Source organism: Jannaschia seohaensis, assembly GCF_900116765.1.
In the GTDB taxonomy this organism is placed as follows: Bacteria; Pseudomonadota; Alphaproteobacteria; order Rhodobacterales; family Rhodobacteraceae; genus Jannaschia; species Jannaschia seohaensis.
The window spans coordinates 1-21,058 of sequence record NZ_UETC01000023.1; the positions used below are offsets into that span (position 1 = coordinate 1).

Annotated in this window: 17 protein-coding genes and 2 pseudogenes; 6 read left to right on the top strand and 13 right to left on the bottom strand. The window is 64.7% G+C overall.

Features of this window, described 5'->3' with window-relative positions:
* The 3 genes from DTQ71_RS22145 to DTQ71_RS22155 form a co-directional block, all read right to left on the bottom strand.
* The coding region (locus DTQ71_RS22145) for a hypothetical protein (RefSeq protein ID WP_109566466.1) at nucleotides 1–1,817 on the bottom strand (1,817 nt) is incomplete at its 3' end.
* A 673-nt stretch (nucleotides 1,818–2,490) separates the two neighbouring features.
* Nucleotides 2,491–2,784, bottom strand: a complete 294-nt coding sequence (locus DTQ71_RS23915) for a hypothetical protein (protein ID WP_211317176.1) — start codon at nucleotides 2,782–2,784, stop codon at nucleotides 2,491–2,493.
* Nucleotides 2,785–3,004: 220 nt separating this feature from the next.
* Complete coding sequence (locus DTQ71_RS22155) at nucleotides 3,005–5,164, bottom strand: SulP family inorganic anion transporter (RefSeq protein WP_146204918.1); 2,160 nt, start codon at nucleotides 5,162–5,164, stop codon at nucleotides 3,005–3,007.
* 445 nt (nucleotides 5,165–5,609) lie between these two features.
* Between DTQ71_RS22155 and DTQ71_RS22160 the strand changes: the two genes are divergently transcribed.
* Nucleotides 5,610–5,957 (top strand): hypothetical protein, encoded by a 348-nt coding sequence (locus DTQ71_RS22160; RefSeq protein ID WP_174900368.1) that lies wholly within the window; start codon nucleotides 5,610–5,612, stop codon nucleotides 5,955–5,957.
* Between the two features lie 159 nt (nucleotides 5,958–6,116).
* Here the strand turns inward: DTQ71_RS22160 and DTQ71_RS24500 are convergent, their stop codons facing one another.
* Nucleotides 6,117–6,407 carry an alpha/beta hydrolase gene (locus DTQ71_RS24500; protein ID WP_281271268.1) on the bottom strand — a complete coding sequence of 97 codons (291 nt, stop codon included), beginning with the start codon at nucleotides 6,405–6,407 and terminating at the stop codon, nucleotides 6,117–6,119.
* A gap of 662 nt (nucleotides 6,408–7,069) precedes the next feature.
* Here DTQ71_RS24500 and DTQ71_RS22170 point away from each other — a divergent pair.
* From DTQ71_RS22170 to DTQ71_RS22180, 3 genes are all read left to right on the top strand, one after another.
* A complete protein-coding gene (locus DTQ71_RS22170; RefSeq protein ID WP_109566468.1) occupies nucleotides 7,070–7,789 on the top strand; it encodes a winged helix-turn-helix transcriptional regulator in 720 nt (239 codons plus the stop codon).
* The gene (locus DTQ71_RS22175) at nucleotides 7,786–9,381 is read left to right on the top strand and encodes a GMC family oxidoreductase (protein WP_109566469.1); all 1,596 of its coding nucleotides are present in this window, start codon (nucleotides 7,786–7,788) and stop codon (nucleotides 9,379–9,381) included. Before DTQ71_RS22170 ends, DTQ71_RS22175 begins: the two co-directional genes overlap by 4 nt.
* 70 nt (nucleotides 9,382–9,451) lie before the next feature.
* On the top strand, nucleotides 9,452–11,041 hold the full coding sequence (locus DTQ71_RS22180; RefSeq protein WP_170125548.1) for a GMC family oxidoreductase: 1,590 nt from the start codon (nucleotides 9,452–9,454) through the stop codon (nucleotides 11,039–11,041).
* A gap of 590 nt (nucleotides 11,042–11,631) precedes the next feature.
* Here the strand turns inward: DTQ71_RS22180 and DTQ71_RS24740 are convergent.
* The 8 genes and pseudogenes from DTQ71_RS24740 to DTQ71_RS22215 all read right to left on the bottom strand — a co-directional run.
* Nucleotides 11,632–12,045, bottom strand: a complete 414-nt coding sequence (locus DTQ71_RS24740; RefSeq protein WP_281271269.1) for an SMP-30/gluconolactonase/LRE family protein — start codon at nucleotides 12,043–12,045, stop codon at nucleotides 11,632–11,634.
* Between the two features lie 92 nt (nucleotides 12,046–12,137).
* Nucleotides 12,138–12,407: pseudogene (locus DTQ71_RS25045) on the bottom strand (SMP-30/gluconolactonase/LRE family protein); the annotation flags it as partial.
* Between the two features lie 147 nt (nucleotides 12,408–12,554).
* A complete protein-coding gene (locus DTQ71_RS22190; protein ID WP_109566471.1) occupies nucleotides 12,555–13,502 on the bottom strand; it encodes an ABC transporter permease in 948 nt (315 codons plus the stop codon).
* The gene (locus tag DTQ71_RS22195; RefSeq protein ID WP_245947703.1) at nucleotides 13,499–14,389 is read right to left on the bottom strand and encodes an ABC transporter permease; all 891 of its coding nucleotides are present in this window, start codon (nucleotides 14,387–14,389) and stop codon (nucleotides 13,499–13,501) included. The genes DTQ71_RS22190 and DTQ71_RS22195 overlap by 4 nt, the downstream gene beginning before the upstream one ends.
* Nucleotides 14,390–14,433: 44 nt before the next feature.
* The gene (locus DTQ71_RS22200; protein ID WP_109566473.1) at nucleotides 14,434–15,891 is read right to left on the bottom strand and encodes a sugar ABC transporter ATP-binding protein; all 1,458 of its coding nucleotides are present in this window, start codon (nucleotides 15,889–15,891) and stop codon (nucleotides 14,434–14,436) included.
* 21 nt (nucleotides 15,892–15,912) lie between these two features.
* Nucleotides 15,913–16,935, bottom strand: coding sequence for an ABC transporter substrate-binding protein (locus DTQ71_RS22205; RefSeq protein ID WP_109566474.1), 1,023 nt, complete (start codon nucleotides 16,933–16,935; stop codon nucleotides 15,913–15,915).
* Nucleotides 16,936–17,156: 221 nt separating this feature from the next.
* Nucleotides 17,157–17,375 (bottom strand): DUF7220 family protein, encoded by a 219-nt coding sequence (locus DTQ71_RS22210; protein WP_109566475.1) that lies wholly within the window; start codon nucleotides 17,373–17,375, stop codon nucleotides 17,157–17,159.
* Nucleotides 17,372–17,845: pseudogene (locus DTQ71_RS22215) on the bottom strand (DNA-methyltransferase); the annotation flags it as partial. The pseudogene DTQ71_RS22215 and the gene DTQ71_RS22210, both read right to left, overlap by 4 nt.
* 94 nt (nucleotides 17,846–17,939) lie before the next feature.
* Here DTQ71_RS22215 and DTQ71_RS22220 point away from each other — a divergent pair.
* Both DTQ71_RS22220 and DTQ71_RS22225 read left to right on the top strand, forming a co-directional pair.
* Nucleotides 17,940–19,265: a recombinase family protein gene (locus DTQ71_RS22220; RefSeq protein WP_109566477.1), complete on the top strand. Its 1,326-nt coding sequence runs from the start codon at nucleotides 17,940–17,942 to the stop codon at nucleotides 19,263–19,265.
* Complete coding sequence (locus DTQ71_RS22225; RefSeq protein ID WP_109566478.1) at nucleotides 19,262–19,654, top strand: hypothetical protein; 393 nt, start codon at nucleotides 19,262–19,264, stop codon at nucleotides 19,652–19,654. The genes DTQ71_RS22220 and DTQ71_RS22225 overlap by 4 nt, the downstream gene beginning before the upstream one ends.
* Nucleotides 19,655–19,719: 65 nt before the next feature.
* Here the strand turns inward: DTQ71_RS22225 and DTQ71_RS22230 are convergent, their stop codons facing one another.
* The gene (locus DTQ71_RS22230) at nucleotides 19,720–20,937 is read right to left on the bottom strand and encodes an alpha/beta hydrolase (protein WP_109566479.1); all 1,218 of its coding nucleotides are present in this window, start codon (nucleotides 20,935–20,937) and stop codon (nucleotides 19,720–19,722) included.
* Between the last annotated feature and the right edge of the window lie 121 nt (nucleotides 20,938–21,058).

A 21,058-nucleotide genomic window follows, 5' to 3' on the forward strand; every position in this document is an offset into this window, starting at 1 on the left:
CCGCTGGTGAGGGTGTCCCCGCTGAACTGGACCGCCGAGCCCGTGGCCGCGCCGAGCAGCAGCGACCAGGTGGTCGCGGACGCGCCGCCATCGGCGCCGGTCGCGGTCGCGGTGCTGAAGGTGCCGGTGAAGTCCACCGTGGCCGCGTTCGGAGACGGGAGGCCGTCGCGGGCCTCGTCGGCATCGGGCACGCCGTCCGCGTCGGTGTCGGTGCCCTGGAAGTTGCCGTTCGCGAGGTCGCCATCGAACAGATAGACCGCGCCCGGCTCGGCGCCGTCGGCGGCGACGGAGACCGAGGGCCCGTCATCCGAAAAGGCGACCGAATAGCCGACATCGACCGTCTCGGTGTTGGTGTCCAGGATCCGGAAGCCGCCCAGATCGAACTCGGCTTCATCCTTGGCGCCCGGTGTCTTGTCGAGTGGCGCGCCGTTTTCGTAAAGAACGCGGTTCACGTCGCTGTCGAAGGTAGTCTGAACGGTAAATCCCGCGATCAGCCCCTCCACCAGAACCGAGCCATCCTGGATGCTGACCGAGATCCCTTCCTTGGACGCGCCGGCAAGAAGCTCTGCCTGGGTGAAGGTGACATCCACCGGTGTCCCCGGGTTCTTCCCCTTTCCCGGGATCTCGCCGTAGACGCGCACCCCAACCACATCGACGACCTGCGTGCGCCCATGCTCGAGATCGGCCAGATCGTCATGAAGATCGTTGACGTAATCCGAAGCGTCCACGGCATTGTTCGCCTCATCGTCGAAATTCAGCGAGTTGATGCCGGTGATCAGGAGTTGCGCCGTATTGCCCGATTGCAGCTGCGTGAGGGTGATATCCACCTCTTCCGCGGAGTAGGTTTCCGTATAACGAATGTTGCTCTCTTCGCGGTTCGTCCCGCTGGTCGCCAACGGCACGGCGAAATTCGGATCGATGCCCGAAGCCAGGGAATACCAGACGCCGTCGCCGGACTTGATCATCTGGGCGTTGCTGCCGATCGTGGTCTTGATCAGCTTGTCGCCCACCGTCTGGTCGGCGGCGCTCGTATTGACGGTGTCGTAGGTATTCCAGGTGGTGTCGAGGGCGGACTCGTCGGCCGGATTCTTGCCGGTCACGATGATCCCATTGTTGCCGTTCTGCTCGTCGAGGAACATCACGAAGAGCTGCGCGCTCGGGGGCACGCCGTCGGACTCGAAGGAGAGTTCCTGCTCTACGGCGACGCCGATCTTTCCGGCGAGGTCATTGGTGAGCTCGTCATATGTCCCACCGCTGCCATCGCCGGGGAACGGATTGTCGAGGCTGTAATTGTACTGCGCGACCACCAGCTTCGCCCCGATGATCTCGCCCTCGCTGTTTTTCTGCTCCACGAGGCTGACGGCGAAGACGATGTCGCCGGTGGGGTTGGGGCTGTCTGGGCTTTCCCCGCCTTCGGTCCCAAGGCGGCCGACGATGATCTTTTCGCCGGAAGAGAGCGTAAGCGTGTAGAGATAGATCGAGGTGTCGCCAGACGTCAGGCCGCTGTCGCTTCCCTCGCCCCCGCCGGTGATGACGAGTTCGAGGTCCGACACCGTCCCCACGGCGCTGGCATCGACGTCGACGACGTTTTCGCCGGTGTTTTCGCCGTTATAACCACTCAGCGCGACGTCGGTCAGGAGCGTCGATGATGGCAGGAGCGAGTCCGACAGGAACGAAAAGTAACTGGCGATCGCGGAGTTCGCCGGATCGTCCCAGTCGATATCATTTCCTGATGAATCTCCGGTAAAAATGTTTTGCAGGCCGAAGGTTTCGTCGACGATTGTCTTGATCAGCAGATCATTTGTAATGATAGTCATTGGTTAACCCCATCCTTGGACCGCCCTGGTCCGGTTTCGTCGGCAGTCAAGAAAGATGTCGCGCGCCTGCTGCATGCCCCGCTGGGTGAAGGCGCCTTGGCCTCGGGAGCGGCCTTGCCGGCCTCGCGAAAGATGTGCGTCACGTGGCGCAATCCGTCATGCGACCACGTCGGCGCCTTGAGATGGCGCCCGAGGTTCTTTGTATGACTGGCTGGATCAAGGGGTCTTCGCGGGATCTTCCCATGAGCCGATCTGCGCGACCGCCAAGTCCAGGCGTCTTCCGGAAATCGATGGAAATTTTTGCGAATTGTCGTGCCCTGACGGGCATGCGTGGCTAGAACAGTCACGCGAAAGCTGGCTTGGTGCAGAATAGATCCGGGACGTGAATCTGACCTATGTTTAGACATAGTAGCCACCACAAAACACTCGCGTGCTTCGGAAGGTGGACTCCACGTGCGGGCACATTGCGCGTGGCCGAATATTGATGCTCACCCCCACAAGCAGGCTATTCCAATAATAGCCATTTTTTCGCCTTAATGGTGACTTTTTTTGCGTTCCGCTTTTTGGCCTGGAGGGTGGGCGCCATATGATGTGCTAAAGGTTGACCTGAAGCGATATATGGTAGGCGGTCTGGGGCGGACTGATATCTCTCTGCAAGGGGGTATTGAACGAATCAGTCCCCGCCAGGCCAATTTGGCCGGCCATTATCTGGTGCAGAGACCACGTCACTCGGCGAGGGCGGCGGCGTATCGAGAGGAAGAGCGTCGCCGGCGGTGGTGGCCTCTGGCCAAGTGGCGGCACCCTTCCGGCGGGTCGAAGCGGTGGGAGGCCAGCTCGATACGCAGTGCCAGAGATCGCGGAAATGGATCGAATCCACAAAGCCGCGATCGACGAGTCCGGGATGCGGCACGCCCCTCAGTCCCAGGATCAGTTGCCCGTGTTCACGGCCGTTCTTCTCTTCGGTCATGATTGTCTACTCGTCTGACAAGATGCACGGCGCCAGAGACCGGCGCCGCGCCGGCCCTGCGTCATTCGATCCCCAGGTCGGCGCAGCTGGCCGCGTACTCGGCGGTGCCGTCGTTTGCGGCGGCGACGCCGACGATGTCATTTCGGAAGCCCGTGATCTGGCCGGCGGCCCACTCCTGCGCGTGGCGGCGCCCAGGCGCCATCGGTCCCGACCGCGACGGTCAGCGCCGCGCCAGCGCCACGGCGCGATTGGTCGCGAGCAGCTTCTCGATCAGGGTCAACTCGATCAGGCGATGCACGGCCAACGCGTGATCGGGGGCGTCGCGCTCCCACCGGGCCAGAACCTCGGCGTCTAGTCGCAACAGGGTCGTCGGCGTGAGCGCGCGGAGGTCCGCGGCGCGTGGCTCACCAAGGAGGAGCGCCACATCGCCCACCACCGTGCCCGCCCGCATCGGGCGCAGGGGGAAGCCGACGCGCGTCGGATCGTCGATCCAGACCCGACCGTCCACAAGCAGGAAGATGCAATCGGACGGGTCGCCCGCCGCGTAAACGAGCGCGCCTTCGGCCAGCTCGATCCGCGTGAACTCGGAGAGGACGGCCGCCATGAGCGCGTCGTCTCCCCGGACCGCCTTCCGCAGAATGGCGTAGGGGTCGATGCTGGCCTTTTCATCGACCACTCCGCGCAGGACGGATTCTTCCGCAGCCTCCAGCGCGCGGTCCAGATTGGGCATGCGCACGGGCCAGTCGACGGGGAGACCGGACCGCTCCAGGGCTCTCTCCACATTTTCTGGCCCGGCCACCAGCGACAGGTCGAGTCCGGCGTCGCGCGCGGCGGCGGCGAACTCGGCGAGACTGGTTGCGACCGTCACGTCGATCAGATGGACTCTCGACAGGTCGAGCACGAGGCCCCGCGCTCCGCCGCGCAGGATCTCGTGGAGCCGCCGCAGCGCCGCTTCGCCGGTCGCGAAGAAGAGGTTTCCTTCGAGCGCGAGGATCTGCGTTCCGCGGCCTTCCACGTCGAGCAGGGTCCGCTCGGCCACCCCCCGCTCCCGCGGAGACGGCATCTCCGAGAGCGGATGGTCGAAGCGGATGACGGAGCCGCGCATGGTGTCGACCACGAAGAGAGCCACCGCCAGGCCGAGGCCCAACCCGATCGCCGGAAGGAACCCTGCCACGGCCGTGACCGCCAGGACCGCGAGCACGATCGCCCAGTCGCCCAAAGGCATCTGCCGCCGTGTGGCCCAGCCCCAATCCAGAAGGAATCCGAGCCCGAGAAAGGCGATCAGCCCACCCGTCACGAAAGGCGGAACCCAGGCGACGATCGGCCCGGCCAAGAGAAGCGCCGCCCCTGTCACCGCAGCCGCGACGAGGCAGACGAGCCGTGAACGCACCCGCAATCCATGAGCCGTCAATGTCAGCCCGAGGCTGACGAAACCTGGACCTGCGCCCACGGTCGCCATGCCGACATTGGCAAGGCCGGTGATCCGAAGTTCCCGGTTCGTGTCGATGCGCGCGCGCACCGCCGTCGCAAGCGCTCCGATATTGAGCAATGCTCCCGCGACGCTGAGCGCCGCAACCGCCGCGATCGAGGGGAGGGCGGCCAGGACGCGGTCCCAGGCGACCGTCCCGGGCACCGGGAGAGCGAAGGTCGCCGCCTGAGCGGGCGCGGCCGCTGCCGTGGCCTCCACGATGCCGGCCGACCGCGCGCCCGCATAGGCGAGGAGCGCCGCGACCAGCACGCCCAACGGCACCAGCGGTTGCGTCGAAAGGCGCGCGGCGATCAGCATCCCGAGCGCGAGGGCAAGCATCGGCGCGATGCGGGCGAGGGCTCCGGGATCGGCAAGAGCGCGCCATGCGGACAGATCCGAACTGGTGCCGAGCACGGTGCCCAGGGCCGCGGTGGTCAGCAGCCAGCCCGAGCCCGCCAGGAAGCCGGCAAGGACGGGATAGGGAAAGTATCTCACGATCGCCCCAAGCCGCAGGCGTTCGATCGCAAAGAGCAGCGCGGCCGTCAGGAGCGTGGTCGCGGCGATGATCGCGAAGGCCGTGGAGATCCGCGCGTCGATCAGCGCCAGCGGCGCGACCGCCGCGGCGAGCGTGGTCGCGAGCGCGGCCAGGCCATGCTCTTGCACCTCCGCAACGGCGCTTGGCACGGCGCCCATGAGGCCGATGACGAGGGTCGCGATCATGCCCCCCGCCAAGGTCGCCGCCGTCCCGAGCGCGGCCCCTTCCGAGAGCGGCCCCGCAAATAGCACCGCGCCCGTCGCCAGGGAGAGCATCACGATCTGAGCGCCGATCACGACGCCCACCGCGACGACCGCTAGCAGACCGGACACCATATCGGGGCGGAGCCGGGGATCACGCTGAAGCTCACTTTTCAAGGAATGCCTTCTCGGACGATCCTGGCCCGGAGGACCGGCACGAGATCTTGCCTGTCCACGATGAAATGGGGCGCCACATAAAATGGGTCGCCATGTCCGTCCCCCCTTCGCCGGCCCAATTCTGTCGGGCAACCGGCTCGGCGCAGGTTATCCAGACGGACCGATCCTGTCAGGTGCCTGTTTTCGATCACAGCCCGTCGATATCCGTCGCGGCACGGGCGGGCCGGAACCTCTCGGACTGGGCGCAGCGCGTCGTCACGCGAACGGGCCTCGTTCCGCGCCCGTCCGACAAGGGCGCGAGTCGGACGTGTTCCACGGCCAGCGCCTCGACCAGCGCCTTGGTGACGCACCCGGCCTACGGCATGGGACCGAGACGGGCGTCCTGCCGAGCCTCGGCCCGCGACCCATATCGGCGGGAGTTCGCCTCGGGTCCCTGTTCGGCTCTGTGCTGGCGATCACGCTGGCAAAGGCCTTCGCTGAGTTTCTGTCCCATGCGCTGGAAACGAAGGCGCGCTTGACGCGGGGCAGTTGGCGCGCCGCATGGCGTCACAGCACGCCGACGCTGGCGGTCGCCAACGTGCCAACCGCCCTTTTCCTCGCCGCCTGGCAGGGCTGGATCGTAGCCGAGACCGCGTTGCTGTGGTCCCAGGTCTTTTACGTCATCCTGCTGGCGGGGCTCGGTGCGCGGGCGGGCTGGGTTCTGGACCGGCGCATGGGGCCTGCGATCCTCGGGGCGGTGTTTTCGGGCGGGATCGGCGTGCTGCTGGCGATCGTCAAATATGTGATCCACTGACCCGGGGCGCGTCTACTCCCGTGGCGCGGGCCGCAGCCGCCACAAATTTCCGCCCTCTGCAACGAGGCCCGGCCGGCGCATCGGCACGCTCGCCTGCATGCAGCAGCCGGCGCAGATCGTGGCCCACGGCTCTGCTGTGTATATGATACAGATTCCCCGTCAGGCCCTCGCTAGGAAATCGCTGAGATCGATGACCTCCACGCCTTCGAAGGTAGAGACGTCGCTCCTGGCCTCGCCCAAACGCGGGTAGCCATGCAACTGCGCCGAAAGCGCCAGCGGCCTGTCGCCGGACATGACATAGAGCGTCATGCTTTGCGCGACGTGGCGGATCCTTGGCAGGATGCGCTCGAAGATGCCGATATCGGGCGCCAGCAGCATGACATTCCGCAACCGTGTGCCGGGCTGCCGATTGGCCACTTCGGCCAGGGATTGTACTGCCGGCCCAGCCAACCGGCTCTCAGAGCGCCTGGCCGGAGATCACCACGGAGGGTAATGGGATGCCCCACGGCCCCTCCGGTCCGTGGTTCGAAATAATTGTGGTCACGACCGCGGCTCTGATGTTTGCCTCGTTCTCCTCAGGTTGCGGTCGCAGAAGGGCGCCGCCGCGTTCGGCCCCGCACTCTGCAACCAACGCGGGCACCGCCATTTCTGAGGCAAGCGCAAAATCCCGAGCATAGGCGACGGCCGTTGCTTCCTCTGCCCAGCCGCGTCTTTCCAGCGCCGCAAAACTTTCGGGTTCTGTTATTGGTCTCTCCTGCAGAATTGCATTTACATCGGGGTGGCGCCCCATGGCATTAGTTCGACGATGGCTATGATCGCGTCAACGAAAATCGTTCCCTGAGATTTGCATTTTTGACGCCCGTCCGCTTTTGGGCTGAAGGGGTAGGCTTGTAGGTTGCTCCGATCCGTTTCTCCAAGTCGCGCAGATACGCGTGTTGTGCGGTTAAAATGGGATCCTTTATGGCTTGGCTCCTTTCGTGCTTCGATGAAGCAAGCCTGCCAAGAAGTGTGGAGAAACGGGTAGTGCGCGGGCTGAACTGCACCCGGTAAATTTTCTGAACTGGCGAGGCGCAATCCAGTGCGATACCGTGGTGGCAGGAGGAGACTGTCCCATGAAGGCCAGACCCTACGGCATCGTCTGTCCGATCACGCATGCCTGCGAGGTTCTAGAGCCAGGATGGACTATTCCAATCCTGTCGGAAATGTGGGGCGGCTCGACCCGATTTAACGATATCAAACGCGGCGTCGGCAATATCTCTCCGGCTCTACTCACGAAGCGATTGAAGGAACTCGAGGCACAAGGTCTGATCGAACGCATCAAGGACAAGGCCACTGGCCAGGTGGATTATCTGCGCACGCAGCGCGCAATCGACCTGGAACCTGCTTTGGATGCCCTGGCCAAATGGGTGCAATGTAATACCGACGCGCGGCAGGCCTTGAAGGACGCAGACGTGTCCAACCTTATGTGGCACATGCGCGACTTGATCGATCAGGACCAGTTGCCAAACCGTCAGGTGGTCATCTGGTTCCGATTCAGCGACCCCAAGTTGGAATACAATACATATTCGGTGTTGAGTCGACCTGGGACGCCATTCGAGCTTTGCTCGTCCATTCCGGGGTTCGATGTCGACCTCTTTGTGGAGACAGATCGCGTATCCTTATCGTCGCTCATCCTGAACCGCACAACGATCGGCCGCGAGATAGATGAGGGCCGGCTGTTCCTGAGCGGGGATGCCGTCCTTGCCCGAACAATGGACCGATGGCTCTACCGCCGCACGAAAGAGAACCGGCGCCAGATTTGGCAGCTTGACGAAGAGAGGACCTCACCATGACAGACATTTCCACCTTTGACGTCATCGTCGTCGGAGCGGGCAGCGCCGGATGCGTACTCGCCAGCCGGCTGAGTGAAGATCCCGCGAGGCACGTTCTTCTGCTCGAAGCGGGCGGCAGCGACGAGGACCCCCGCGTGTCCACGCCCGCCACCTTCGGGGCCTTGCCAAATACTCGCTTCGACTGGGGGTTCCGAACCGCACCGCAGGACCAGCTCTCGCGGCGGCAGATCGCCTACCCCCGTGGCCGGGTCATCGGCGGGACCGGGTCGATCAACTACATGATCTATCTGCGGGGGCACCGTTCCGATTACGACACCTGGCAACAGCTGGGGGCGACGGGCTGGGGCTGGGACGACGTGCTGCCATTCTTTCGCAAGGCCGAGAACTGGCAGGCGCCGGGCGAGAGCGACCTGCACGGTGACGCAGGCCCCCTCTCCGTCACGGAGCAGACCGAGCGCTCGCCCTTGACCGAGACGTTTCTTGCCGCATGCCAGCAGGCCGGGATCCCTTTCAACCCGGACCTGAACGGCGGCGAGATCGACGGTTGCGGATATTTTCCGGCAACCTTGAAGGACAACGCGCGCGGCAGCACCGCGCGCACCTATCTGCGCGGCGCCGAGGATCGGGCCAACCTGACGATCGTCACCGGTGCGACGGCGCTGCGCCTCGTGTTCGACGGGCCCCGCGTGGCTGGTCTCGACTATCTCGTGGCTGGCGAGGTCCGGCGCGCCTCGGCGCAGGAAACCGTGCTGTCCGCCGGGTCTGTCGGATCACCGCATATCCTCCAGGTCTCGGGGATCGGTGCCGCCGACAGGCTGCGGGAGGTCGGCGTCGAGGTGCGGCACGACTTGCCCGGCGTCGGAGAGAACCTCCAGGATCATCTGCACTACCGCAGCCGCTGGGAGATCGACGCGCCACTGACGTTCTTCGGACGGACCGCGGAACAACTCGCTGAGGCGCAGCGCCAGTATGCCGAGGGGCGCGGGCCGCTCACCACCAATCATTTCGAATCCGGCGCGTTCCTGCGGTCGGCCCCGGGCGTCGAGGCGCCCGACATCGAACTGCTGATGATCCCCTACTACATCAGCCTCGGCGCGCCGGAGATGCGCCCGCCCGACCGGCACGGCTTCACCATCTCCGGCTTTCCCACGCGGCCGCGCAGCACCGGGCGCGTGTCCATCGCCTCGGCCGATCCGCTCGACCGGCCGATAATCGACCCAGGCTACCTGAAGGACCCCGCCGACATCCAGACGATGCTCGCCTGCATCCGCGCCGCGCGGCGGGTCGTGGCGCAGGAGGCCTTTGCCGATCTGGCGCCGCGCGAGATCTCGCCGGGTCCGGATCGCACGAGCGACGACGCGTTGATCGCCGACATCCGCGAGGTCTCGTCGACCTCGTGGCACCCGGTTGGAAGCTGCCGGATGGGGCAGGACGCGGGCGCCGTGGTCGGGCCTGACCTGCGGGTGCACGGTCTCGACGGGCTGAGCATCGCGGATGCCTCCGTGATGCCGCGGATGAACACGGGCCATCCGCAGGCGCCCGTCATCATGATCGCGGAAAAGGCTGCGGACATGATCGCGGAGCGGGCATGACAGGCCCAATCACGGCGGCGCAGCCAAGACAGCCACCCGCATGTTTGCACGGCCAGGGAGGAACAAATCCATGACCGACAGGTTCGACTTTATCGTGATCGGGGCGGGCTCCGCAGGATGCGTGCTGGCCAATCGCCTGAGCGGGAGCGGCGATGCGTGCGTCGCCCTGATCGAAGCGGGCGGTCCCGCCGATCCGGTGCTCTCGCGCATTCCCGGCGCCGCCCCGCGGCAGCAGGACACCAAGTCGGACTGGCGCTTTCGCACGATCCCCCAAAAAGGCCTCTACGACCGGGTGATCGACTATCCGCGCGGCCGCGCCCTCGGCGGCACGAGCATTCTCAACTACATGATCTACGTGCGCGGCAACGCGGGCGACTACGACGGCTGGGCGCAACGCGGCAACACCGGATGGGGCTATGACGACGTCCTGCCTTATTTCGTCCGGGCCGAGGCAAATGCCCGGTTCGACGATGCCTATCACGGCACCGAAGGGCCTCTGTCCGTGGCTCACAACCCGCACGCGCACCCGCTCTGCGAGGTCTTCTTCGAGGCTGCGGAACAATCGGGCATCCCCTACAATCCCGACATCAACGGTGCCAGCCAGTTCGGATGCGGGCATATGCAGCTCACGATCCGCGACGGCGAGCGCTGCGACACGGCGCGGGCCTATCTCGATCCGGTGCGGGACCGGCCCAACCTCACGATCCTGAAGGAAACGCTGGTCACGCGGATTGTCGTCGAGAATGGCCGCGCCGTCGGGGTGGAGTGTTTCGAGGGTGGGCGCGTGCCGCGCCTGTTGCGGGCCGAGGCGGAGATCGTGCTCGCGGCCGGCGCGATCGGCTCGCCGCATCTGCTCATGCTCTCTGGCATCGGTCCGGCGGAGCATCTGGCAGATCATGGGATCGACATCGTGCTGGACAATCCAGACGTCGGCCAGAACCTCGAGGATCACTATTCCCAGGACGGCGTGTTCCGCCGCCTGAAGGATCCGGATGCCATGTTCGGCGCGATGCCGCGGAGCTTCGCCGATGCGGTCGAGGCGTTCGAGACCACGAAAGGCGGCTGGCTCGCCTCGATGCAGATCGACGCCGTGGCCTTTCATTCCGTCGATCCGGGCGCCGAGTTTCCGCAGTTTCAGTCGATCTTCTCTCCGTCGATGCCCGACTTCCTCAGGCCCGCCGGTCGATCCGGCCAGGGCGGCGTGGCACTCGGCGGCTACATCTGCCGGCCGCGGAGCCTGGGCGCTGTGATGCTGGCATCGGCCAACCCGCTGGACGCGCCGCTGATCGACCCGAACTACCTCTCCGATGGCGACGACCTCCGCTTGATGATCGCCCATCACCGCCGCAACGCCGAGATCCTCAACGCGCCGGCCTTCGACGAGATCTGCGATGGCCCCGCAGACCCGGTTCTTGAGACCGATGCCGAGATCGAGGATCTCATCCGCCAGACCGCGAGCACGATCTGGCATGCCACGAGCACCTGCCGCATGGGGCCCGGCGAGGGGGCGGTCGTGGGCCCGGACCTGCGTGTTCATGGACTGGACGGGCTTTCTGTTTGCGATGCCTCCGTTTTCCCCTCGATGATCAGCGGCAACGTCAACGCGCCGGTCATCATGGTGGCTGAAAAAGGCTCCGACATCATTCGCGCTCGCCACTAGACCAGTAGGCGAAGAACGCAATTCGGGAGAAATCACTTGCCGATCCGTGGTTTGGATCGGGGAGCCGCTACGCGATCAATCGGGATTTCTATTCAGATCAGGGTTTTCTCACGTCTGATGTTCGGTCGGTGGGTCCCGGAAACGCGGCCGCGCGACCACCGGAACCGTCAAGACAAAATCCTCGCCTGCTCCCGCACCGCGTCAGAGCCGGCAATCATCTCCGCTATCTCCGGTTCCTCCCCCAGCAAAGCCAATTCCTCTGCCGCCCCGTAACTGATACTCTTGGATGCATTCGATCATGGGCGGAGAGTCCCGACGCCGCCCCCGCTGGAGCCGACCAGTGCGCAGCCGCTCGGCCAGATCATCGCGAGAGCAAGGGCGATGCGCCGCCGCCTCGAGCATCCGTGTTTAAGCGTCACCGGTTTTCTCAATGGTCTCGAGCCGCTCGGCCAGCCGACCGGCTCGCTCGCCGGAGCGGCGCAGGGCCAGCAGGAACAGAAGGATCGCGGGGGCGGCGACACCGCAGCGGAGACAAGATTCTCAGTTCACGAGACACGCGTGTTCAGGTCACGTTGCTGGCAAACACATAGTCACGGTCTCTGTGCACCCGATATGCCGACACAAACCGCGCAGAGCGTTTGGGTAGATGCAATGAAAAGACGGTTCCGTCGCGGCCCGCCGAACGTCAGGTTCGCCGCCATTTGCGGCATCCTGATCCGCCCTAGCGGATTGCCGTCCGGATCGAACACCCGCACCCCGTCCTGTGCCGATGACCAGAGATTGCCCCGGTCGTCAAAGCGGAACCCTTCCGGAACGCCGGGCGAGACTTCGACGAAGACCTCGCAGCGTTTGAGATTGTTTGATCCGGTCACGTCGAACACCCGGATGTGGTACGGTCCGTCCGGGTCGTGCGACAAGTCGCTGTCGGCGATGAAGAGGTGCGTTTCGATGGTTGAAAAGGCCAGCCCGTTCGGCTTGATGAAATCGTCGGCCGCCACTGCCATCTCGCCCGATCAACCCGGAAGACGTAGCGACCGGCCTGGACCTGCTCGCCCTTGAGGCCCTCGTAGTCCGACATGATCCCGCAGGTCAGACCCGTGAACCAGATCATGCCATCGGATTTCACAACGACGTCGTTGGGAGAGTTGAGCCGCTTGCCCTGGTAATTATCCGCGATGGCCGTGATCGTGCTGTCCGGCTCGATCCGGGCGGCGCGCCGCCCGCCGGGCTCGCAGGTCACGGGCTGCCCGTCCCGGTCGCGGGTGTTGCCATTGGCGAAGTTGGACTTGGCCCGCCCCCGCCCACGCCCTGGGCGGGCAGCCAGCGCAGCATCCGGTTGTTGGGGATGTCGGACCAGACCAGACATCCAAGATCGTTGAACCACACGGGCCCCGCGGCCTATCGGCAGCCATCGAACAGAACCTCGACTTCCGCGATGGGGACCGCCACGTCACGAAAGCGATGGTCGAAATATTCGTGGGTGTCACCGACAAGGGCCATGTCCCGTCTCCCTTCAGGTTCTGCGCTTGCCTCCGCTCGCGGCGACGATCACGCCGATGATGATCAGCCCGGTCAGCACCATGCGCAGCCCCGCGCCGGCGCCCATGGTGTTCAGCATGGTGACCAGAAGGAACAGGAACAGCGCCGCGCCCCACAGACCGGGGACGTTTGCGAAGCCGCCGGCGACCGAGGTTCCCCCGATCACCACGACTGCGATGGACGACAGCAGGTATTCCTCTCCCATGTTGAGCGCCGCGCCGCCCGAGAACCCGGCCAGCAGGAAGCCACACAGTCCCGCAAGCGTCGCGCACATCATGTAGGTCGCAGCCCGCACACGCTCGACCTTGATGCCTGCCAGATGCGCGGCGCGCATGTTCTGCCCGATGGCGACGACGCTTCGGCCATAGACCGTGCGAGTCAGCAGGACATGACCGCAGGCGGCGAGCAGGATCACGGCAATGGCGATGACCGGGATGCCGGCAACCTTCGCAGTGGCGAAGTCGGCAAGCGCCGTCGGCGGCTTCACACGCAGGCCCCGGTTCCACCAGATCGCGGCCGACTGGAAGATGAAGCTGGACGAGAGGGTCGCAATGATCGGGGGGATGCGAAGCAGGCGGATCAGCGTGTAGTTCACGCCCCCCACCACGAGACCCACGGCCAGCGCAAGCAGAAGACCGATCGGAAGCATCGCGCCCGACCCCTCCATCGCCTTCATCGATACAGTGCCGGCGAGGGTCATGCATGCCGGGATCGACAGGTCGACATTGCCGGGTCCGAGAGTGATCACGAACATCTGCCCCAGCGCCACGATCACGAAGAAGGCGCCGAAGGTCAGCGCCGCCGATAGCACCTGGCCCGAACCCTGGCCCTGGGTATAGGCGGCAGTGGCGAGCCAGACCGCCAGTGCCCCGCCCCAAGCCCAGAGCCATGGCTGTTTCAGGAGACTCGCAAGACGCTTCATCTTTTCGCCTCCGATCGGCTGATAAGCACCCGGAGCGCCAGCACGACGATCAGGATCGCCCCCTGTGCCCCGATCTGCCAATCGGGGTTGAGGCGCAGAAACGAAAGGAAGGATCCCGCAAGCGCGAGGGTCATTGCCCCGATCACGGCGCCGATCGGGGAAACGCGCCCCCCCACGAACTCGCCACCGCCAAGGATGACACCGGCGATGCTGAGCAGCGTGTAGCGTAGGGCTATGTTGGCATCGGCCGAGGTTGTAAGACCGACCAGCGCCATCCCCGAAAGAACGCCGAAGAAGCCGGCCAGTGCGAACATCGACATTTTGATCTTCAGGAGAGACCAGCCCGCCCGTTCAAGGGACCTTGGGTTGCCTCCCGCGCCGCGCAGCACCGTTCCGACGGCCGAGCGCATCAGGAAGAGATGCACGACGCCGGCGATCACCACCGATGCGATGATCGGAAACGGCACGAGGCTCGGCTTCAGCGTCATCAGGCTGCGGATGTACTCGGGCGCCTTGCCGCCGGGGGTGGGCAGCACCAGAACAGCGAGGCCGAGCCAGACGAAGGACATGCCCAGCGTCACGACGATGGAGGGCAAATTTCGGATATGGATCAGCGCGCCGAGCAGTGCGTAGGCGACGATCAAGCCAACAAGCGCGGCGATCCCCAGAAGCGGCGTGTCATGCAGCCACGTCGCGGTGATGCAGGCCACGAGGCTCACGAAGCCGCCGATGGAGAGGTCGAGTTCGTTGACGCAGAGGATGAACATCTGCGCGATGGTTGCCAGTGCGATGGGCACCGCGAGGTTCAGGAGCAGGTTGAGCCCGAAATAGCTCATGGTTCGGGGCTGCAGCCAGAAAATCGCAATCAGTAGCGCCGCCAGCGACAAGGGCGGCAGTAGACCGCGCAGAACGCGAGGTGACAGAAGCGCACTCATGCGTCGGCACGGAACGAGGCATGCAGCACACGTTCCTCCGTCATTTCGGAATGGGCGAGGTCGGCCACGATGGCACCCTCGCGAAACACGTAGACATGGTCGCAGTTGCGCAACTCGTCCATTTCGGTTGTGTACCAGAGGAAAGTCCGGCCCCTGGAGGCCTGCTCGCGGATCATGCCATAGACCTCCTGCTTGGTTCCGACGTCCACGCCACGCATCGGGTCGTCCATGACGATGATTTCTGCCGGCGCGCCGAGTGCGCGGGCAAACAGCGCTTTCTGCTGGTTGCCGCCCGACAGCGACAGGATCGGCTCGGCCACGTCCGGCGTGCGGATGCCGATCTGTCTTCTCCATTCCTCTGCGAATGCATGGGCACGGGCATGGTTCAGAAGAAAGCCGTCGAGGAATTGCCGCAGCGAGCCGATCGAGATGTTCTCGGCGATGGACCAGAGCGGGAAGACACCGTCGGTCTGGCGGTCGCCCGCGACCAGCGATACCGCGCCGCTCACCTTGGTCCCTGCGGCGTGGTCGAAGACCTTGACCAGAAGTTCGGTCTGCCCCTGCCCGGCCAAGCCCGCGAGGCCCACGACCTCCCCCTTGTGAGCGGCGAGAGTCAGGCTCTCGGGCGCGGCGGGCTTCGCGCTTACGACCACGGGCGCGGTTGCGCGGATCACAGCCTGTTCCGCGGCTTCCTGCGCCGCGCCTTCGGCGACGCTGCCCATAGCCGCCACGAGAGAGTTGCGATTGAAGCCCGAGGCCTCGTCCAGCGCGACAATGCCCCCGTCGCGCATGACGGCGATCCGGTCAGAGGTATCGAGGATTTCCCCGAGCAGATGAGAGATCAGCACCACGGTGCCACCCTCGCTCACGTAGCGACGAACGTGCTTCAACAACTTTTCGGCCGCCACCGCGTCGAGCGATGACGTGGGCTCATCCAGGATAACCACCCGCGCAGCCACGTCGGTGACCGCAAAAGCGCGCGAAATCTCGACCATCTGGCGGCTGGCTATCGACAGGTCACCCACAACATCGTCGGTGGAAATGCCGTGCCCCGGGAACACCTCGTCGAGCTTGCCGCCGATCAGCGCGCGCGCCGCGCGGCGCCAGCCGATCCCCGAGACGGCCGGGTGCGAGATCCGGGCGTTCTCGGCGACCGTCAGGTTCGGGCAAAGCGACAGCTCCTGGTAGACGCAGCGCACGCCGTGGCGCATCGCGGTCTGCGGTGTGTAACCAGCCGTGACGTCCTCTCCGCCGATCAGGATTTGTCCACTGTCGGGCATCAGGTTGCCCGACAGCACATTCATCAGGGTCGACTTGCCCGCACCGTTATGGCCGACGAGGCCGAAGCACTCGCCGGGCATCAGGTCGAGAGAGACGCTCGCCAGCGCGCGGACGGCGCCGAAACTCTTCTCGACGCCGTCCAGACGGACGATTGGACCCGAAGTCACAGACATCTGATCGCAATTCGGACGCGCTTACATCGCGCCCGCGATCACGCCTTGGGCGTCCCCGAGTGAGTACTCGACGTTCGCCACGCCACCGGGCTCGGTGTTTGCCAAGTTCTCTTCGAGATTGTCCTGATCGATGCGCAGGAACGGGACGGTCAGATCCTTCGGCACGTCCGCGCCATCGAGGATCTGCTGGGCCACCCAGAAGGCCAGCGTCGAGACACCGGGGGCGATCGAGACCGACATCGTCTCGTAGCCGTTCGCGTCCTTCTGCTCTTTCCACCACGTCAATTCGTCGTGGCGGTTGCCCATCACGATGATCGGCATGTCGCGCCCAGAGGCCGCGATGGCCTGAGCGGCGCCATAGCCGTCCCCGCCTTGGGTCACGACGCCCACAATCTCGGGCAGGGACGGCAGGATACCGGCCACGGCCTTTTGCGCCACGTCCTGCGCCCAGTTGCCATGCACGGACCCCACAACCTCGAACTTGCCCGTTTCGGCGACGCCCTCGTGGATTCCGGCCGAGATCTCATCATCCACGAACACCCCGGCCAACCCGCGGATTTCGAGCAGGTTGCCCCCCTCGGGAAGCCGGTCGGCGAGATACAGGACCTCATCCTTGCCCATTTGCTTGAAGTCGACAGCGATACGCCAAGCACATTCGGCGGTTACGATGCCGTCGAAAGAAACCACTGTAACTCCTGCATCGCAGGCTTCCTGCACGGCGCCGTTCAGACCTTCCGGCGAGGCTGCATTGATAACGATCGCATCGTAGCCTTGCAGGATCAGGTTCTGGATCTGTGCCGCCTGTTCGGTGACCTGGTTCTCCGCGGTCGTAAAGGCGTCCGCTGCCGCGACGACACCGTCAGAGACGGCTTGGCTCGTCACTTTGTCCCAGCTGCGCAGCATTGCCTGGCGCCAGGAATTGCCCGCGTAGTTGTTCGACAATGCGATGCGCTTGCCGGACGTGTCAGCCCACGCGCCTTGCCCCGGCAATGCGGCTACGGCCGCCACAGTTGCGAGTAGTGCCGCCTTGGTAAAGGTTCTCATCAATTCTCCTCCCGGTTTGATGTCTGACGCTACCCCCAATCGAGGGCCTTCAGGGACCAAGGGAACCGATCGGCGCGGCCAGACTTGCTTACATGTTTGCGCCCGACCTGGTCGCTGTGGTTCCCGCTCTCCAGAGAGGCTAGGAGCGCGCGACGTGATGGTCTTTGATCCGCGTCAAGCCACTCGGCGCCAGGAAATACTCAGATTCGTTGCTTGGCGCCTCATCGCGTCCTCCCGATCCGACCGAAGATGCGCCGCAGGACGTAGCTGCGGACCAGCGAAACGACGGTGAACACGAGCCCCACGGCCAACATCTGGCGGGCGCGCGCGTCGATCCCGACGAGGGTGAAGACCGCGAATTGGGTCGCCAGGGCGATGGCATAGCCCACCAGCACGTTGACCGCCGCCTCGAGGAAGGAGAGCGCGCGCGACTGGCTCATGCCGCCGCCTCGAGACGTTTGGCAGCGATGGCTCCGAAGGTCTCCGTCGTCCCCTCGCGGACCGCCTCCTTGCCGGTGAAGGCCTGCCAGCGCTGCACGGCGACGTCGACATAGGCCGGGTCCAGTTCCATCGCGAGGCAGGCGCGCCCGGTGATCTCGGCGGCGATGAGCGTGGTGCCGGAACCGCTGAACGGCTCGTAGACAGCCTGTCCGCGGCTGGAATTGTTCAGCATCGGCCGGCGCATGCACCCGACCGGTTTCTGCGTGCCGTGGACGGTCGCCGCATCCTGGCCCCGGCTCGGGATCTGCCAGAGCGTCGACTGCTTGCGGTCGCCGGACCAGTGGCCCGTGCTGCGGACGGCGTACCAGAAGGGCTCGTGCTGCCAGTGGTAGTGGCCACGGCTGAGCACCAGCCGGTCCTTGGCCCAGACGATCTGCGCGCGGATGTCGAAGCCCTCCGCGGCGAGGCTGGACACCTTCATGGCATCGACCGGAACCCGGCGGGAGCAATCCCGTCCAGGCGCCCTGCCCCCACGTTCATCTTAGGAACCGGATGGCGCGGAGATGACGAAGCCGCCCGAAAAATCGAAGGTCGGCCGCAAGCTCCGCTGCGCTTTCTATACCCGGAAATCCTCCGAGGAAGGGCTGGAGCAAGAGTTCAACTCGCTGCACGCCCAGCGTGAGGGGTGCGAGGCGTTCATCGCAAGCCAGCGATCCGAGGGCTGGGTGCTCGTCCGCGATCAGTATGACGATGGTGGCATCTCCGGCGGCACGCTGGAGCGCCCCGGCCTACAGCGGCTGCTGGAGGACATCGAGGACGGGCTGGTCGATGTGGTCGTCGTCTACAAGATCGACCGTCTCAGCCGCTCGCTCGCCGACTTCGCCAAGCTGGTGGAGGTGTTCGACCGGAACGGCGTGACCTTCGTCTCGGTGACGCAGTCCTTCAACACGACTACGTCGATGGGCCGGCTGACGCTGAACATCCTGCTCAGCTTCGCCCAGTTCGAGCGGGAGGTGACCGCCGAGCGCATCCGCGACAAGGTCGCGGCCTCCCGGAAGAAGGGCATGTGGATGGGCGGGGTGCCGCCCTATGGCTACCGCGTCGAGAACCGGAAGCTGGTGGCAGACCAAGAAACCGCCGGGCACGTCCGCTGGATCTTCGCCCGCTTCCTCGAGATCGGCTCGGGCACGGAACTGGCCCGCGAGGTCGCGAAACGCGGCATCCGCACCCCGCGCGGCAACCGGATCGACAAGAAGTACCTGTACCGAATGCTCAACAACCGCGCCCATATCGGGGAGGCGGTGCACAAGGGCGACGGCTATCCTGGCGAGCATAACGCCATCATCGACCGCGGAACATGGGACCGCGTCCACGCCATCCTGCAGGAGAGTCCGCGCAAGCGCGCCGCCAAAACACGCGCCGAGACGCCGGCGCTGCTGAAGGGGCTGCTGTTCGGGCCCGATGGCGCCGCGTTCTCGCCGACGCATACGCGGAAGGGCGACCGACTCTACCGCTACTATGTCAGCCAGAGCGTGCTGAAGCATGGCGCTGGGGCGTGCCCTGTCGGCCGCGTGCCGGCGGGCGAAATTGAAGCGGCCGCGATCGACCAGCTCCGCACCGTATTCCGCCAGCCCGAGATCGTGGCGGGGACGTGGAAGGCCGCCCGCCTCCACGCCGACGACATCACCGAAGCCGACGCCCTCGCGGCCCTTCAGCAACTTGATCCGCTGTGGGATGAACTGTTCCCAGCGGAACAGGCCCGCATCGTGGCGCTGCTGGTCGAGCGTGTCGACATCGGCACGGATGGGCTGAGTGTGAGTCTGCGCGTCGATGGCCTTGGCGGCCTCGCGCGAGAGATGCTGGCTGGCGGCGCCGAGGCCGCAGCATGACCCGCGGCGCACCGATCCCCGAGACCGTGACGCTCCACGTCCCGTTCCGCGTCGTGAAGCGCGGCGGGCGGAAAGAGATGCAGCTGCCGGAGGGCGCCACGTACTCGCAGCGGACTGAAAACACGCTGGTCAAGGCGCTGGCCCGTGCGTTCCGCTGGAAGCGGATGCTGGACACCGGAGAGTTCGCCACCATCGCCGAACTGGCAGAGCGCGAGGGTATCGCGCCGTCTTACATGACCCGCGTATTGCGCCTGACGCTCCTAGCCCCCGGCATCGTCGAGGCGATCCTGGACGGGAAGCAGGGAACGGACGTGACGATAGCGCGGATGCTGGAGCCGTTTCCAAAAGAATGGGATGCGCAGCCCGATCATTTCGTACAAACGAACTAAAGCGGCCGTTCATGCCGGGTGCAGCGATCGACTGCTTCGAGCCCAGAGTGAACGTTCGCTGAATTTCATGGAAGTCCGCGTTGCTTCCGATCCGGGCCGATCCTACGCGCTAAGAACTCCTCCATTCCGTACAAGAACTGTAGCCAGACAGAGTTCCCTGGCAGTGGCCAGTGATTTGCAGTCTCAAGGACCATCATTTCGGAATTTGGTATGCCTGCTGCTAGGGCGCGCGCCTCCGAGATAGGGTGCAAGCTGTCATTGCGGCCGTGAATGACGAGTGTCGGACATCTTACATTCTGCAGCATATCGGCATTGGATACCTGATTGATCATGTCCCGCATCCGCAATGCATTGCCCGGTGACGTGGCCGACCGAACGATACGCGCCTTCTCCCGCAGAGTTTCCAGTGGGCCCTCGGGCCAGTAGGCGAGCATGAAGGCCTCGGTCAGCGTAGGACTTTGCTGATCGCTCGCTTCCTCCATCAATCCTCTCAGGGGATCGGGCGCGTTGCGGCGAAGCGCCCGACCGGTCACGTAGCCTCCCACCAGCACCAGCTTCGACACGCGCTCAGGAAACTGCGCAGCGAGTCGAAGGGCAGCATGCACCCCACCTGAAAGGGCCACCACGGCGGCATTTTCCATCTGCGCGGCGTCCATGACCTGTTTCAGTTCGTCTACGTGATCAGCAAAATCAAAATGCGCCGCAGTGCGGTCGCTTTGGCCGCACCCGAGTTGATCGAAGGTAAGTATCTGGTGAGTTCGCCCTAGCCGCTCCATTAAGGCACGGTTGAAAGGTTCCCGCGACAGTTGCTCGAGGTCGGTCATCATGGGTGGGCGTACCAATACGAGCGGCCGGCCGTCGCCTGACACAGCATAGGCTATGGAGCTGCCGTCACGGCTCGCTGTGAACCGGATCTTCAGATCCGTTTCAACGAGATCCGCGGAAGCACGGTCGGCACAGCGCTCGACCGAGCGGATCTGCTTCACTGGGCCGACTAGCTCGAGGCCACGACGCGAGACGGTGCGAATGATCCTCTGCGCTGCCCCTGTGTCGCCCAAGGCCTTTCGCGCAGCCGATACTCTTGCCGTAATCGCGCCATCTGAAACCGCTCTGCCGCCCCAGATTTCGGCGACAAGTTCTTCGGTCGGGACAACTCGACCGGCGTTGCGAACAAGCAGTTCGATTAGGTCGAAGACTTTCGGCTCGACCGGCACTGCGGCGCCCTGACGGGTCAAAGTCACGCGCTCTGTATCCAGCGTACAGTCTGAGAAGCTGAAGATCATGGCCGAGGGTACCAAGCGGACTGATGCCCGTTCAAGAAAACAACGACGTCGTCATGAATTCGAAGGCATCTCATAAGAAAACCATCAAGCGTGGGCGTGTCGGGCATGTCAAACTGTTCGG

Bases quoted from the DNA above. Each gene is read 5' to 3' on its own strand.
- DTQ71_RS22210 (WP_109566475.1), bottom strand. From the start codon at position 17,375: ATGAGCCAGTCGCGCGCGCTCTCCTTCCTCGAGGCGGCGGTCAACGTG.
- DTQ71_RS22205 (WP_109566474.1), bottom strand. From the start codon at position 16,935: ATGAGAACCTTTACCAAGGCGGCACTACTCGCAACTGTGGCGGCCGTA.
- DTQ71_RS24740 (WP_281271269.1), bottom strand. From the start codon at position 12,045: ATGGCAGTGGCGGCCGACGATTTCATCAAGCCGAACGGGCTGGCCTTT.
- DTQ71_RS22225 (WP_109566478.1), top strand. From the start codon at position 19,262: ATGACCCGCGGCGCACCGATCCCCGAGACCGTGACGCTCCACGTCCCG.
- DTQ71_RS22180 (WP_170125548.1), top strand. From the start codon at position 9,452: ATGACCGACAGGTTCGACTTTATCGTGATCGGGGCGGGCTCCGCAGGA.
- DTQ71_RS22190 (WP_109566471.1), bottom strand. From the start codon at position 13,502: ATGAAGCGTCTTGCGAGTCTCCTGAAACAGCCATGGCTCTGGGCTTGG.
- DTQ71_RS22230 (WP_109566479.1), bottom strand. From the start codon at position 20,937: ATGATCTTCAGCTTCTCAGACTGTACGCTGGATACAGAGCGCGTGACT.
- DTQ71_RS23915 (WP_211317176.1), bottom strand. From the start codon at position 2,784: ATGACCGAAGAGAAGAACGGCCGTGAACACGGGCAACTGATCCTGGGA.
- DTQ71_RS22175 (WP_109566469.1), top strand. From the start codon at position 7,786: ATGACAGACATTTCCACCTTTGACGTCATCGTCGTCGGAGCGGGCAGC.
- DTQ71_RS22220 (WP_109566477.1), top strand. From the start codon at position 17,940: ATGACGAAGCCGCCCGAAAAATCGAAGGTCGGCCGCAAGCTCCGCTGC.
- DTQ71_RS22200 (WP_109566473.1), bottom strand. From the start codon at position 15,891: ATGTCTGTGACTTCGGGTCCAATCGTCCGTCTGGACGGCGTCGAGAAG.
- DTQ71_RS22170 (WP_109566468.1), top strand. From the start codon at position 7,070: ATGAAGGCCAGACCCTACGGCATCGTCTGTCCGATCACGCATGCCTGC.